The organism is Streptomyces sp. NPDC086787 (assembly GCF_044745865.1).
In the GTDB taxonomy this organism is placed as follows: domain Bacteria; phylum Actinomycetota; class Actinomycetes; order Streptomycetales; family Streptomycetaceae; genus Streptomyces.
Map to the genome: position 1 here is coordinate 67222 of NZ_JBIVBC010000021.1, position 14047 is coordinate 81268.

Sequence of the window (14047 nt, forward strand, 5' to 3'; positions counted from 1 at the left end):
CCATGGCATACGGGCAGAAGATCCTCAAGGGCGACGCCTACAAGCGCGCCGCGATCAAGCGCCGTCACATCCGGATCCGCAAGCGGATCGCCGGTACGGCGGAGCGCCCCCGTCTGGTCGTGACCCGCTCCAACCGCCACATCGTGGCGCAGGTGATCGACGACCTCAAGGGCCACACCCTGGCGTCCGCGTCCACCCTGGACGCATCCGTCCGCGGTGGCGAGGCCGACAAGTCCTCGCAGGCCAAGCAGGTCGGCGCCCTGGTCGCCGAGCGCGCCAAGGCCGCCGGTGTCGAGGCTGTGGTGTTCGACCGTGGTGGCAACCAGTACGCCGGGCGCATTGCCGCCCTGGCGGACGCCGCCCGCGAAGCCGGGCTCAAGTTCTGAGCCTGCCGTAGCTAGCGGAAACAGAGAGAGGTAATTCCAATGGCTGGACCCCAGCGCCGCGGTGGCGGTGCCGGTGGCGGCGAGCGGCGGGACCGGAAGGGCCGTGACGGCGGCGCTGCTGCCGCCGAGAAGACCGCGTACGTTGAGCGCGTTGTCGCGATCAACCGCGTCGCCAAGGTTGTGAAGGGTGGTCGTCGCTTCAGCTTTACCGCGCTGGTCGTGGTGGGCGACGGTGACGGCACCGTGGGTGTCGGATACGGCAAGGCCAAGGAGGTGCCGGCCGCCATCGCCAAGGGTGTTGAGGAGGCCAAGAAGCACTTCTTCAAGGTCCCCCGCATCCAGGGCACCATCCCTCACCCCATCCAGGGTGAGAAGGCTGCCGGCGTCGTGCTGCTCAAGCCCGCGTCCCCGGGTACCGGTGTTATCGCCGGTGGTCCGGTGCGCGCCGTGCTCGAGTGCGCCGGTATCCACGACGTGCTGTCGAAGTCGCTCGGCTCCGACAACGCGATCAACATCGTGCACGCGACCGTGGCGGCCCTGAAGGGTCTGCAGCGTCCCGAGGAGATCGCGGCCCGCCGTGGTCTGCCCCTGGAGGACGTCGCCCCCGCGGCTCTGCTGCGTGCCCGTGCCGGAGTGGGTGCGTGATGGCTCAGCTGAAGATCACGCAGGTCAAGTCCTACATCGGCAGCAAGCAGAACCACCGTGACACCCTGCGTTCCCTTGGTCTCAAGGGCATCAACACGCAGGTCGTCAAGGAGGACCGCCCCGAGTTCCGCGGAATGGTGCACACCGTCCGCCACCTCGTGACGGTCGAGGAGGTCGACTGATCATGGCGGAGCAGAACCCGCTCAAGATCCACAACCTCCGTCCCGCCCCGGGCGCCAAGACCGCCAAGACCCGTGTGGGTCGTGGTGAGGCGTCGAAGGGTAAGACGGCTGGTCGTGGTACCAAGGGCACGAAGGCCCGTTACCAGGTTCCGGAGCGCTTCGAGGGTGGCCAGATGCCCCTCCACATGCGTCTCCCGAAGCTGAAGGGCTTCAAGAACCCGTTCAAGACCGAGTTCCAGGTCGTGAACCTCGACAAGCTGGCCGCGCTCTACCCCGAGGGTGGAGAGGTCACCGTCGAGGGCCTGGTGGCCAAGGGCGCCGTTCGCAAGAACAGCCTGGTCAAGGTGCTCGGTCAGGGCGAGATCTCCGTGGCGCTGCAGGTGACGGTCGACGCCGTCTCCGGCTCCGCCAAGGAGAAGATCACCGCCGCCGGCGGTACGGTCACCGAGCTCGTCTGACACCCGCGCGAAGGCCGGGCAGTCACCCCCTGAGGGTGACTGCCCGGCCTTCGCCGTAGACGCACCGTCACTCATCATCACCGACGCCGGACAAGCACGCTTCACCTTGTTGCACGCGCACTGTTAGAGTCAATGTGGTCCACCTGTGCCCGCGCGAGGTATGCCGTTCGGTGTCGGGGTGGTAGAAAACATCGTTCGGCCCACCGGGCCCCTGTTAAACGACGAGTCCCTACCGCGCGACGCGCGGGGGTCGCAGGAGGAACCGTGCTCACCGCGTTCGCCCGGGCGTTCAGGACGCCCGACCTGCGCAAGAAGCTGCTCTTCACGCTGGGCATCATCGTGGTGTACCGAGTCGGTACGCACATCCCGATCCCGGGCGTGAACTACAGCGCCGTACAAGAGTGTGTGACCGAGGCTTCCGGCAACCAGGGCCTGTTCGGTCTGGTCAACATGTTCAGCGGCGGCGCGCTGCTCCAGATCACGATCTTCGCGCTCGGCATCATGCCGTACATCACGGCCAGCATCATTCTGCAGCTGCTGACCGTCGTGATCCCGCGTCTTGAAGCCCTCAAGAAGGAGGGCCAGGCCGGCACCACGAAGATCACGCAGTACACCCGCTACCTCACCGTGGCGCTCGCCATCCTGCAGGGCACCGGCCTGGTCGCCACCGCCCGCAGTGGCGCGCTGTTCAGCGGCTGCCAGGTCGCGGGCTCCATCGTTCCGGACCGGTCGATCTTCAGCACCATCACGATGGTCGTCTGCATGACCGCCGGTACGGCCGTCGTCATGTGGCTCGGTGAGCTGATCACCGACCGCGGCATCGGCAACGGCATGTCGATCCTGATGTTCATCTCGATCGCCGCGACCTTCCCGTCCGCGCTGTGGGCCATCAAGAAGCAGGGCACCCTGGCCGGCGGCTGGATCGAGTTCGGCACGGTCATCCTGGTCGGTCTGGTCATGGTGGCGCTCGTCGTCTTCGTCGAGCAGGCCCAGCGCCGGATCCCCGTCCAGTACGCGAAGCGCATGATCGGCCGGCGGTCCTACGGCGGTACGTCCACGTACATTCCGCTGAAGGTCAACCAGGCCGGTGTGATCCCGGTCATCTTCGCGTCGTCGCTGCTCTACATCCCCGCGCTGATCGCCCAGTTCGCCGGTGGCTCCAACTCCGGCTGGAAGCAGTGGGTCACCCAGAACCTGACCAAGGGCGACCACCCGGTCTACATCACCGCGTACTTCCTGCTGATCGTTTTCTTCGCGTTCTTCTACGTGGCGATCTCTTTCAACCCCGAGGAAGTCGCCGACAACATGAAGAAGTATGGTGGCTTCATCCCGGGCATCCGGGCTGGCCGACCGACCGCTGAGTACCTGAGCTACGTACTCAACCGGATCACCTGGCCGGGTTCGCTGTATCTGGGTCTTATCGCTCTCGTGCCAACAGTGGCGTTGGCCGGCTTCGGGGCAAACGGGAACTTCCCGTTCGGCGGGACCAGCATCCTCATCATCGTGGGTGTCGGTCTTGAGACGGTGAAGCAGATCGAGAGCCAGCTCCAGCAGCGCAATTACGAAGGGTTCCTCCGCTGATGCGTATCGTCCTCGTCGGGCCGCCGGGCGCTGGTAAGGGAACGCAGGCCGTTCGCCTTGCCGAGAAGCTGAACATCCCGCACATCTCCACCGGCGACCTGTTCCGCGCCAACATCAGCCGGCAGACGGAACTCGGCAAGCTCGCGAAGTCCTACATGGACGCCGGCAACCTCGTCCCCGACGAGGTCACCATCGCCATGGCCAAGGACCGCATGGAGCAGCCGGACGCCGAGGGTGGCTTCCTCCTGGACGGCTTCCCGCGGAACGTCTCGCAGGCCGAGGCACTGGACGAACTGCTCAGGTCCGAGAGCATCAACCTCGATGCCGTGCTCGACCTGGAGGTCCCCGAGGAAGAGGTGGTCAAGCGCATCGCCGGCCGCCGCATCTGCCGCAAGGACTCCAGCCACGTCTTCCACGTGACGTACAGCGCGCCGAAGCAGGACGGTGTCTGTGACGTCTGCGGCGGTGAGCTCTACCAGCGTGACGACGACTCCGAGGAGACCGTCCGCAAGCGGCTGGAGGTCTACCACACGCAGACCGAGCCGATCATCGACTACTACAAGACCCAGGGCCTGGTCGTGACGATCTCCTCCCTCGGTCCGGTGGACGAGATCACGCAGCGGGCGCTGGGTGCGCTCAAGCGTGAGGCGGACGCCCCGAAGTAGTTCCTGTGCTGTTCCGGCCGCGGTGCCTGCCAGGGCGCCGCGGCCGTACTGTTGTGTGTACTGACCGGTTGACGTGAGTGACGGAGAGCGCAGGCCCCCCATGGTGCAGATCAAGAGCCCCGAGCAGATCGCGAAGATGCGTGCGGCGGGGCTGGTGGTCGCCGCGATCCACGCGGCCACCCGGGAGGCCGCGGTTCCCGGCGCCAGCACCAAGGACCTGGACGAGGTCGCCCGCAAGGTGCTCGCGGAGCACGGAGCCAAGTCGAACTTCCTCGGCTACGGCGGCTTCCCCGCGACCATCTGCACCTCCGTGAACGACGTCGTGGTGCACGGCATCCCGTCCGAGGACGTGGTCCTCAAGGACGGCGACATCATCTCCATCGACTGCGGCGCGATCGTCGACGGCTGGCACGGCGACGCGGCGTACACCGCGTTCGTCGGCTCCGGCCACGCCCCGGAACTGGTCGAACTGTCCCGGGTCACCGAAGAGTCCATGTGGGCCGGCATCGCGGCGATGAAGCTGGGCAACCGGCTCGTGGACATCTCCCGCGCCGTCGAGACGTACATCCGCCGCCAGCCCAAGCAGGGCGGCGGCCGCTACGGGATCATCGAGGACTACGGCGGCCACGGCATCGGCACCGAGATGCACATGGACCCGCATCTGCTGAACTACGTCGACCGCCGTCGCGGCAAGGGCCCCAAGCTGGTCCCCGGCTTCTGCCTCGCCATCGAGCCGATGGTCTCCCTGGGCACCCCGAAGACCGAGGTCCTCGAGGACGACTGGACGGTCATCACCACCGACGGCACCTGGTCCTCCCACTGGGAGCACTCCGTGGCCCTCACCGCGCAGGGCCCCCTGGTCCTGACCGCCCCCGACTGCGGCAGGGCGAAGCTCGCCGAGTACGGCATCACGGCGGCGCCGGACCCGCTGGGCTGACCGGCGGCCCTGGCCACGTCCGTCGGTCGGAGGCCGGCGCAGCCCCTCGAAGCCCGTGAGGTGCCCTCGGCACCGAGCCCGCGAGAGGGGCGTGGAGGATCCGGCCGGCATCACGGCGGCGCCGGACCCGTCGGCGTAATGATCTTCCGCGCGGGGCAGGATTTCTCGATTCGTCTTTCCGGATGCCCTGACGTAGACTGACTCGTCGGCTCTCGTGCACCCGCATGTCTTCATGCGCCCGAAAGGGAACGCAAGGGAGTCGATCAAGGTAGTCGATTCGAAGGGCGAAGCGTGGCCAAGAAGCAAGGTGCCATCGAGATCGAGGGCACTGTCGTCGAGTCTCTTCCGAACGCCATGTTCAAGGTCGAGCTCCAGAACGGCCACCAGGTCCTGGCACACATCAGCGGCAAGATGCGTATGCACTACATCCGCATCCTCCCTGACGACCGGGTCGTGGTGGAGCTTTCTCCGTACGACCTCACGCGTGGCCGGATCGTCTACCGCTACAAGTAGATCTTGCCCGCACTCCGTCCCGGCGGAGTGATGGCACTGACCCGGAGAACCTCAATCCCATGAAGGTCAAGCCGAGCGTCAAGAAGATCTGCGACAAGTGCAGGGTGATCCGCCGTCACGGTCGGGTCATGGTCATTTGCGAGAACCCGCGCCACAAGCAGCGCCAGGGCTGACGCACGACCAACCCTCTGCACCTCGCAGAGATTCGCGCGACGCGAGCTGAATTTGTTCATACGCAGGACCCGGGACGGACGAACTGTCCGCCCGACACCCCCGGCTCGGAGGCCGGGGACCCAGTTCGTACCTGGTACGGCGGCTGGGATCCGGTTCTGCGGAAGACCTCCGACAATCAACTGGAGCCATTGAATGGCACGCGTTTCCGGTGTTGACATCCCGCGCGAAAAGCGCGTGGAGGTCGCCCTCACCTACGTGTTCGGCATCGGCCGGACCCTTTCGCAGGAGACGCTGGCAGCGACCGGCGTCGACCCGAACACCCGCGTTCGCGACCTCTCCGAGGAGCAGCTCGTCGCGATCCGCGAGTACGTCGACAGCAACATCAAGACCGAGGGTGACCTCCGTCGCGAGATCCAGGCCGACATCCGCCGCAAGGTCGAGATCGGTTGCTACCAGGGTCTCCGTCACCGTCGCGGTCTGCCCGTCCGCGGTCAGCGCACCAGCACCAACGCCCGCACCCGCAAGGGCCCGCGTCGCGCCATCGCCGGCAAGAAGAAGCCGGGCAAGAAGTAGTCCGCAGCGGAAACCTGTCCACGGTCTTCGCTGTAGGACCGACCACCTCCCGTAGGAGATAAAGGATGCCCCCCAAGGGACGTCAGGGCGCTGCCAAGAAGGTGCGCCGCAAGGAAAAGAAGAACGTCGCTCACGGCCACGCGCACATCAAGAGCACGTTCAACAACACGATCGTGTCGATCACGGACCCGTCGGGCAACGTGATCTCCTGGGCCTCCGCCGGCCACGTCGGCTTCAAGGGCTCCCGGAAGTCCACGCCGTTCGCCGCGCAGATGGCCGCCGAGTCGGCTGCCCGCCGCGCCCAGGAGCACGGCATGCGCAAGGTCGACGTGTTCGTCAAGGGCCCGGGTTCCGGCCGTGAGACCGCGATCCGCTCGCTCCAGGCCACGGGCCTCGAGGTCGGCTCCATCCAGGACGTCACCCCGACCCCGCACAACGGTTGCCGCCCGCCGAAGCGCCGTCGCGTCTGACGCTCGCTTTCGGGCCTTTTGGGCTTTCGGGCGGTACGGCACCGTAAAAGGGGCCGTGCCGCCCGTACCCTTGCAGTACCCGCATTCCCTCGGGTGCGGTTTTGTCGGACGTCAAATAGCGGGCGTCCACGAAAGAAGGATCTGATCCACACATGCTGATCGCTCAGCGTCCCTCGTTGACCGAAGAGGTCGTCGACGAGTTCCGCTCCCGGTTCGTGATCGAGCCGCTGGAGCCGGGCTTCGGCTACACCCTCGGCAACTCCCTCCGCCGTACCCTCCTGTCGTCGATCCCGGGTGCCGCTGTCACCAGCATCCGCGTCGACGGCGTCCTGCACGAGTTCACCACCGTGCCGGGCGTCAAGGAGGACGTCACCGACCTGATCCTCAACATCAAGCAGCTGGTCGTCTCCTCGGAGCACGACGAGCCGGTCGTGATGTACCTGCGCAAGCAGGGCCCGGGTCTGGTCACCGCCGCCGACATCGCGCCCCCGGCCGGTGTCGAGGTGCACAACCCCGACCTGGTCCTCGCCACGCTCAACGGCAAGGGCAAGCTGGAGATGGAGCTGACCGTCGAGCGCGGTCGCGGCTATGTCTCCGCCGTGCAGAACAAGCAGGTGGGCCAGGAGATCGGCCGTATCCCGGTCGACTCCATCTACAGCCCCGTGCTGAAGGTCACGTACAAGGTCGAGGCCACGCGTGTCGAGCAGCGGACCGACTTCGACAAGCTGATCGTCGACGTCGAGACGAAGCAGGCCATGCGTCCGCGTGACGCCATGGCGTCGGCCGGTAAGACCCTGGTCGAGCTGTTCGGTCTCGCCCGCGAGCTGAACATCGACGCCGAGGGCATCGACATGGGCCCGTCCCCGACGGACGCCGCCCTGGCCGCCGATCTCGCGCTGCCGATCGAGGAGCTGGAGCTCACGGTCCGCTCCTACAACTGCCTCAAGCGCGAGGGCATCCACTCCGTGGGTGAGCTCGTCGCCCGCTCCGAGGCCGACCTGCTGGACATCCGCAACTTCGGTGCGAAGTCCATCGACGAGGTCAAGGCGAAGCTGGCCGGCATGGGCCTGGCCCTCAAGGACAGCCCGCCCGGATTCGACCCGACCGCCGCCGCCGACGCCTTCGGCGCCGACGACGACGCGGACGCGGGTTTCGTGGAGACCGAGCAGTACTGATCCGGTACTGACGGTTTCACCTCCGGGGCCCGCAAGGGCCCCGGATCTCCGACGGGCGACCGCCCGCTCGGATACTGACCCCGGTACCTGGTACGGCCGGGGCAGACACACAGGAGAGAACCATGCCGAAGCCCACCAAGGGTGCCCGTCTGGGCGGCAGCGCCGCGCACGAGAAGCTGCTCCTCGCGAACCTCGCGAAGTCGCTGTTCGAGCACGGCCGCATCACCACCACCGAGGCGAAGGCCCGCCGCCTGCGCCCGTACGCCGAGCGTCTGGTCACCAAGGCGAAGAAGGGCGACCTTCACAACCGCCGTCAGGTGCTCCAGGTGATCACGGACAAGAGCATCGTCCACACGCTCTTCACCGAGATCGGCCCGCGCTACGAGAACCGTCCGGGTGGCTACACCCGCATCACCAAGATCGGTAACCGCCGTGGCGACAACGCGCCCATGGCCGTCATCGAGCTGGTCGAGGCGCTGACGGTGGCGCAGCAGGCGACCGGCGAGGCCGAGGCCGCGACGAAGCGCGCGGTCAAGGAGTCCGAGACGGCCAAGGTCGAGGACACCAAGGCCGACGAGGTCGTCGAGGACGCGGCTCCGGCCGACGAGTCCAAGGACGCCTGAGGCTCCTGAGGTTTCCGCCTCGTAGTGAACGGGTCCGCCCCTGAGGGCGGGCCCGTTCCGCGTTTTGTACACCTGAGAGGATCCAGGGGTGAGTGACCAAGTACAGCCCGGGCACGTCCGTGTCCGCCTAGACCTTTCCTACGACGGGACCGGGTTCTCCGGCTGGGCGAAGCAGGCCGGTGGCCGGCGGACCGTGCAGGGGGAGATCGAGGACGCCCTGCGTACGGTGACGCGGTCGAAGGAGTCGTACGAGCTGACGGTCGCCGGGCGCACCGACGCCGGTGTGCACGCCCGTGGCCAGGTCGCCCATGTCGATCTGCCCCGGGAGGTGTGGGCGGAGCACGGCGGGAAGCTGCTCAAGCGGCTGGCCGGGCGGCTGTCGAGGGACGTCAGGGTGTGGGCGCTCAGGGAGGCGCCGAGCGGCTTCGACGCCCGTTTCTCGGCCGTCTGGCGGCGCTATGCCTACCGGGTCACCGACAACCCGGGGGGTGTCGACCCACTGCTGCGCGGGCATGTCCTGTGGCACGACTGGGCGCTGGACGTCGGCGCGATGAACGAGGCGGCCCGGGGGCTGCTCGGGGAGCACGACTTCGCGGCGTACTGCAAGAAGCGCGAGGGCGCGACCACGATCCGCACGCTTCAGGAGCTGAGCCTCGTACGGGACGCGGACGGGATCATCACCGCGACGGTCAGGGCCGACGCGTTCTGCCACAACATGGTGCGCTCGCTGATCGGCGCGCTGCTGTTCGTGGGGGACGGTCACCGGACGCCCGACTGGCCGGGGAAGGTGCTGGCGGCGGGGGTGCGGGACTCGGCCGTGCACGTCGTCCGACCGCACGGGCTGACCCTGGAGGAGGTCGGGTACCCGGCCGACGAGCTGCTGGCCGCGCGGAACCGGGAGGCGCGGAACAAGCGGACGCTGCCGGGCGCGCGGGGCTGCGCCGGCTGTTGACCACCGGCCGGTGACCGGCCGACGGGAGGATTGAGTGATGGACGAGTCCTGGCGCGACGCCCGGGTCACCGTGGTGATGCCGACGTACAACGAGGCGGCGAACCTGCCGCGGATGGCCGAGAAGGTGCTCGGGCTGCCGTTGGCCGGCCTGTGTCTGAAGATCGTCGACGACTCCAGCCCGGACGGTACCGGGCGGATCGCCGAGGAACTGGCCGAGAAGTACAACACCGACGGCCGGCAGCGGATGAGCGTGCTGCACCGGACCGCGAAGGACGGGCTGGGGCGGGCCTACGCGGCGGGTATGAGCGCCGCGCTGGAGGAGGGCGCCGAGTACGTCGTGCAGATGGACGCCGACGGCAGCCACCCGGTGGAGGCGGTCCCGCGGATGCTGGCCGAGGCGGCGAAGTCCGGGGCGGGCCTGGTCGTCGGCAGCCGCTATGTGGCGGGCGGCTCGCTGGACGAGGACTGGGGGGCGCACCGGGTACTGCTGTCGCGGTTCGCCAACGCCTACGCGCGGGCCGTGCTCGGCACCCGGATCCGGGACATCACGGCGGGCTTCAACCTGTGGTCGGCGCGGACCCTGCGGGACGTGGACCTGGCGACCCTGGACAGCGCGGGCTACAGCTTCCAGGTGGAGCTCAAGTACAAGGCGGTGCGGGCCGGACACCGGGCCGCCGAGATCCCGATCCGCTTCGTGGAGCGGACGGAGGGTGTCTCGAAGATGACCCTGCGGACACAGCTGGAGTCGGCGATCGTGCCGATCCGGCTGCGTCTGCGGGGCGAGTAGTCCGCGGGGCGGCCCGCGGCTATCCGTTGGTCGCGGCGGCGGAGGCCTGGGCCTCGCCGCGCCGGTGGATCTGCCGGAACGTGAACGAGGCGAGGTCGTCCCCGGTGGAGAAGACCTTGGTGTCCTTGGTCGTCACGTCCTTGCCGTTGGTGAAGCCGGCGATGGTGAAGTAGGCGTAGCGGCCGTAGGCGTTGGTCGTGGAGCGGCAGACCGCTCCGTCGCAGAAGGACTTGACGCCCTTGCCGGGGAGCGACTTCACGATGCTGCCCTTGTCGGCCTGGCTCTTGGCCTTGCCGGCCTGGGCCTCGGTGTCGAAGACGGCCACGCCGACGGTCACCGCGACCCCGTCCTTGGTGTAGGTGACGCGCAGGAGGCGGGTGCAGCCGTTGGCGTCGAGTGCCTTGGCGAGGGTGCCCTGTGCGGCCGTGGCGCACTTCTTGGTGTCGGCCGTGGGGCCCTTCTGGTAGACCGTCGTGCCCACGGTCAGCCGGGTGCCGGGGAAGAGGGTCTCGGCTCCGAGCGGTGCCGTGTCCTTCTTGGCGCTGGATATGAAGTCCTTCGGGTCCAGCGGCGGCGGGGCGCTGGTGGGCGCGAAGGACGGCGCCGGGTTCGAGGAGTCGCCCGGGATGGAGGCGCTCGCGGGCAGGTTGGTCGGCTGGTTCGAGGCCTTGTTGTCGCCGTCGGCCGAGACCACGGCCATGGCGACGGCCGTGCCGACCGCCACGGTCGCGAGGGCTCCGCCTCCGATGTACAGCAGCTTGCGCCGCCTGTGCCGCGACTCCGAGGCCTCCGCGAGCGCGGCCCAGTCCGGTGTCTGGTCGCTGCCGCTGCTCCAGGACTGCTGAGACTGCGGTTTCCAGGGATCCCACTGGGACTGGGGTCCCCCCTGCCCATAGTTCATGGGGCGCATCTTAGACGCGGCCCGCAAGGTGCTGGTGCGTCTGCACGTGGTGTGATAACGGACGTATCGCCATCGGTCACCATCAACGACCCGCCGTTTTGACCCGACCACGGCGCCGCGGGTATTCTGCTTCTTCGTTGTGTATTGGCTTGCTCTTCTCACGGGACGGGCCCTTACACCGGTCCGCCGGGCCGATGACCAGCGACCAGCACGCGGTATGCGTCACCGCAGTGCGGTCAGGGCTGTCGTGATCGTCTTCGGTGACCTTGTCAGGACCATTCACTGAAGAAGCGAAGGCTACGAACCGTGCGTACGTACAGCCCCAAGCCCGGCGATGTGACGCGCCAGTGGCACGTCATTGACGCTCAGGACATCGTCCTGGGCCGTCTCGCCACCACCGCAGCGAGCCTCCTCCGGGGCAAGCACAAGCCGATCTACGCCCCTCACGTCGACACCGGTGACTTCGTCGTCATCATCAACGCCGACAAGGTGCACCTGTCCGGCAACAAGCGGACCCAGAAGATGGCGTACCGCCACTCCGGCTACCCGGGTGGTCTGCGCTCCGTCCGCTACGACGAGCTGCTCGCCAAGAACCCCGAGAAGGCCATCGAGAAGGCCGTCAAGGGCATGCTCCCCAAGAACACCCTGGGCCGTCAGATGCTCTCCAAGCTGAAGGTCTACTCGGGCGACCAGCACCCGCACGCTGCCCAGCAGCCGGTGCCGTTCGAGATCACCCAGGTCGCGCAGTAGTTCCGGCCACCCCCTAAGACTGAAGAGAATCTGAGGAGCATCGTGGCCGAGACCACTGCCGAGCAGCCGCTCGAAGAGCTTGACATCGACAGCTACACCACCGAGTCCGAGGTCGTCGTGGAGGGTGAGTACACCTCCGAGTCCCTCGCCTCGCGCTTCGGTGAGCCCCAGCCGGCCGCCGGCCTGGGCCGTCGCAAGAACGCCATCGCCCGCGTCCGGATCGTCCCGGGCACCGGCAAGTGGAAGATCAACGGTCGCACCCTTGAGGACTACTTCCCCAACAAGGTGCACCAGCAGGAAGTCAACGAGCCGTTCAAGGTTCTGGAGCTCGACGGTCGCTACGACGTCGTCGCCCGCATCTCCGGTGGCGGTGTCTCCGGTCAGGCCGGTGCGCTCCGTCTCGGTGTCGCCCGTGCGCTGAACGAGGCCGACGTCGACAACAACCGCGGCGCGCTCAAGAAGGCCGGCTTCCTCAAGCGCGACGACCGTGCGGTCGAGCGCAAGAAGGCCGGTCTCAAGAAGGCCCGTAAGGCCCCGCAGTACAGCAAGCGCTAATCTTCGCTGCCTGCTCGTACTCCGAACGCCCCGGCGGCACGCCACAGTGCCGCCGGGGCGTTCGTTTATCACACATCATTGGGTCTAATGACATAAGACACCAAAAGGGTTGTGTGATCGGATGTTCAGGCATGGAATGCCTGAGATACGGAGCCGGGCTCCGGAACTGACGTTTTCTCAGGAGGACAAGTGGGACGACTCTTCGGCACCGACGGCGTGCGCGGTGTCGCCAACGCGGACCTGACGGCCGAGATGGCGCTCGGGCTGTCCGTCGCGGCGGCCCACGTACTGGCCGAGGCGGGCACCTTCGAGGGCCACCGGCCGACGGCCGTGGTCGGACGGGATCCGCGCGCGTCCGGGGAGTTCCTGGAAGCCGCCATGGTCGCCGGCCTGGCGAGCGCGGGCGTGGACGTGCTGTGCGTCGGTGTGCTGCCGACGCCCGCGGTGGCGTACCTCACCGGTGTGCTCGGTGCCGACCTCGGTGTGATGCTCTCGGCGAGTCACAACGCCATGCCCGACAACGGGATCAAGTTCTTCGCCCGCGGCGGCCACAAGCTCGCCGACGAGCTGGAGGACAGGATCGAGGCCGTCTACGAGTCCCACCGCCACGGCGAGCCCTGGGAGCGCCCGACCGGGGCGGGCGTCGGCCGCGTACGGTCCTACGACGAGGGTTTCGAGCAGTACGTGGGCCACCTCCTCGGTGTGCTCCCGAACCGGCTCGACGGTCTGAAGATCGTTCTCGACGAGGCGCACGGCGCCGCCTCCGGTGTCTCGCCCGCCGCCTTCTCCCGGGCCGGGGCCGAGGTCGTCACCATCGGTGCCGAGCCCGACGGCCTCAACATCAACGCCGGCTACGGCTCCACCCACCTGGACAAGATCAGGGCCGCCGTGGTCGAGCACGGCGCCGACCTGGGCATCGCCCACGACGGCGACGCCGACCGCTGCCTGGCCGTGGACCACACCGGCGCCGAGGTGGACGGGGACCAGATCCTCGCCGTGATCGCGCTGGCGATGCGGGAGCGTTCCGCACTGCGCTCCGACACCGTCGTCGCGACCGTGATGTCGAATCTGGGCTTCAAGCTGGCCATGGAGCGCGAGGGCATCCACCTCGTGCAGACCGCCGTCGGCGACCGCTACGTTCTGGAGGAGATGAAGGAGCACGACTTCGCCCTGGGCGGCGAGCAGTCCGGGCACGTCATCATCCTGGACCACGCCACCACCGGCGACGGTACGCTCACCGGCCTGCTGCTGGCGGCCCGGGTCGCGCAGACCGGCCGTACGCTCCGGGACCTCGCGGGCGTCATGGAGCGGCTGCCGCAGGTGCTGATCAACGTTCCGGACGTGGACAAGTCCCGGGTGAAGACGTCCGCCGACCTGGCCGCGGCCGTCTCCGAGGCGGAGCACGAGCTCGGCGAGACCGGGCGGGTGCTGCTGCGCCCCTCGGGCACGGAGCCGCTGGTGCGGGTGATGGTCGAGGCCGCCGACATCGAGCAGGCCCGCTCGGTGGCCGGGCGCCTGGCCGACGCGGTGAAGTCGGCGCTCGGCTAGGGCGTGTCTGACAATTCCCGTCGTCCGCCCGAAGGGCGTGCCAGCCCCCGTGAGGCAGGCGGGAATTGTCAGACACGCCCTAGGTGTATTGACCCGCAGGGTTGTTGACACGGCTGATGGGTGGTTGGCCTCCGAGTGCGGTGTGGCAGCGATGGTAGTTGTAGGTGTGAAG

At 67.8% G+C, this 14047-nt stretch carries 19 protein-coding genes; 18 read left to right on the top strand and 1 reads right to left on the bottom strand.

The genetic code is table 11. The features are described from left to right. The first annotated feature begins 2 nt into the window (after positions 1–2). The 15 genes from rplR (at position 3) to ACIPK3_RS31480 (ending at position 10121) form a co-directional block, all read left to right on the top strand. On the top strand, positions 3–386 hold the full coding sequence (gene rplR / locus ACIPK3_RS31410; RefSeq protein ID WP_402575182.1) for a 50S ribosomal protein L18: 384 nt from the start codon (positions 3–5) through the stop codon (positions 384–386). A 39-nt stretch (positions 387–425) separates the two neighbouring features. Further along, complete coding sequence (gene rpsE, locus ACIPK3_RS31415; protein WP_132857213.1) at positions 426–1031, top strand: 30S ribosomal protein S5; 606 nt, start codon at positions 426–428, stop codon at positions 1029–1031. Next, a complete protein-coding gene (gene rpmD / locus ACIPK3_RS31420; RefSeq protein ID WP_003974250.1) occupies positions 1031–1213 on the top strand; it encodes a 50S ribosomal protein L30 in 183 nt (60 codons plus the stop codon). The genes rpsE and rpmD overlap by 1 nt, the downstream gene beginning before the upstream one ends. A gap of 2 nt (positions 1214–1215) precedes the next feature. Continuing rightward, positions 1216–1671 (top strand): 50S ribosomal protein L15, encoded by a 456-nt coding sequence (rplO, locus tag ACIPK3_RS31425; protein WP_023547373.1) that lies wholly within the window; start codon positions 1216–1218, stop codon positions 1669–1671. 264 nt (positions 1672–1935) lie between these two features. After that, positions 1936–3252 (top strand): preprotein translocase subunit SecY, encoded by a 1317-nt coding sequence (gene secY / locus ACIPK3_RS31430; RefSeq protein ID WP_402575184.1) that lies wholly within the window; start codon positions 1936–1938, stop codon positions 3250–3252. Further along, positions 3252–3917, top strand: coding sequence for an adenylate kinase (locus ACIPK3_RS31435; protein WP_402575186.1), 666 nt, complete (start codon positions 3252–3254; stop codon positions 3915–3917). The genes secY and ACIPK3_RS31435 overlap by 1 nt, the downstream gene beginning before the upstream one ends. Before the next feature lie 100 nt (positions 3918–4017). Further along, positions 4018–4854, top strand: coding sequence for a type I methionyl aminopeptidase (gene map, locus ACIPK3_RS31440; protein ID WP_402575187.1), 837 nt, complete (start codon positions 4018–4020; stop codon positions 4852–4854). Positions 4855–5145: 291 nt separating this feature from the next. Beyond that, positions 5146–5367 (top strand): translation initiation factor IF-1, encoded by a 222-nt coding sequence (infA, locus tag ACIPK3_RS31445; RefSeq protein WP_003948620.1) that lies wholly within the window; start codon positions 5146–5148, stop codon positions 5365–5367. 59 nt (positions 5368–5426) lie between these two features. Beyond that, a complete protein-coding gene (gene rpmJ, locus ACIPK3_RS31450; protein ID WP_003998809.1) occupies positions 5427–5540 on the top strand; it encodes a 50S ribosomal protein L36 in 114 nt (37 codons plus the stop codon). A 193-nt stretch (positions 5541–5733) separates the two neighbouring features. Then, a complete protein-coding gene (rpsM, locus tag ACIPK3_RS31455; RefSeq protein WP_018543922.1) occupies positions 5734–6114 on the top strand; it encodes a 30S ribosomal protein S13 in 381 nt (126 codons plus the stop codon). Positions 6115–6179: 65 nt separating this feature from the next. Next, the gene (rpsK, locus tag ACIPK3_RS31460) at positions 6180–6584 is read left to right on the top strand and encodes a 30S ribosomal protein S11 (RefSeq protein WP_003956432.1); all 405 of its coding nucleotides are present in this window, start codon (positions 6180–6182) and stop codon (positions 6582–6584) included. Positions 6585–6736: 152 nt separating this feature from the next. Next, positions 6737–7759 carry a DNA-directed RNA polymerase subunit alpha gene (locus tag ACIPK3_RS31465; RefSeq protein WP_053661878.1) on the top strand — a complete coding sequence of 341 codons (1023 nt, stop codon included), beginning with the start codon at positions 6737–6739 and terminating at the stop codon, positions 7757–7759. A gap of 122 nt (positions 7760–7881) precedes the next feature. Beyond that, positions 7882–8382 carry a 50S ribosomal protein L17 gene (gene rplQ / locus ACIPK3_RS31470; protein WP_402575188.1) on the top strand — a complete coding sequence of 167 codons (501 nt, stop codon included), beginning with the start codon at positions 7882–7884 and terminating at the stop codon, positions 8380–8382. An 88-nt stretch (positions 8383–8470) separates the two neighbouring features. Beyond that, a complete protein-coding gene (gene truA / locus ACIPK3_RS31475) occupies positions 8471–9334 on the top strand; it encodes a tRNA pseudouridine(38-40) synthase TruA (RefSeq protein ID WP_402575190.1) in 864 nt (287 codons plus the stop codon). Between the two features lie 37 nt (positions 9335–9371). Continuing rightward, positions 9372–10121: a polyprenol monophosphomannose synthase gene (locus ACIPK3_RS31480; RefSeq protein ID WP_402575192.1), complete on the top strand. Its 750-nt coding sequence runs from the start codon at positions 9372–9374 to the stop codon at positions 10119–10121. A 19-nt stretch (positions 10122–10140) separates the two neighbouring features. Here ACIPK3_RS31480 and ACIPK3_RS31485 read toward each other — a convergent pair whose 3' ends face one another. Continuing rightward, positions 10141–11022, bottom strand: coding sequence for a hypothetical protein (locus tag ACIPK3_RS31485; protein ID WP_402575193.1), 882 nt, complete (start codon positions 11020–11022; stop codon positions 10141–10143). A 306-nt stretch (positions 11023–11328) separates the two neighbouring features. Here ACIPK3_RS31485 and rplM point away from each other — a divergent pair, with 306 nt between their 5' ends. From rplM to glmM, 3 genes are all read left to right on the top strand, one after another. Then, positions 11329–11772: a 50S ribosomal protein L13 gene (rplM, locus tag ACIPK3_RS31490; RefSeq protein ID WP_402575195.1), complete on the top strand. Its 444-nt coding sequence runs from the start codon at positions 11329–11331 to the stop codon at positions 11770–11772. 42 nt (positions 11773–11814) lie between these two features. Next, positions 11815–12327 carry a 30S ribosomal protein S9 gene (gene rpsI, locus ACIPK3_RS31495; RefSeq protein ID WP_402575197.1) on the top strand — a complete coding sequence of 171 codons (513 nt, stop codon included), beginning with the start codon at positions 11815–11817 and terminating at the stop codon, positions 12325–12327. 189 nt (positions 12328–12516) lie between these two features. Continuing rightward, positions 12517–13875 (top strand): phosphoglucosamine mutase, encoded by a 1359-nt coding sequence (glmM, locus tag ACIPK3_RS31500; RefSeq protein WP_402575199.1) that lies wholly within the window; start codon positions 12517–12519, stop codon positions 13873–13875. Positions 13876–14047: the final 172 nt, after the last annotated feature.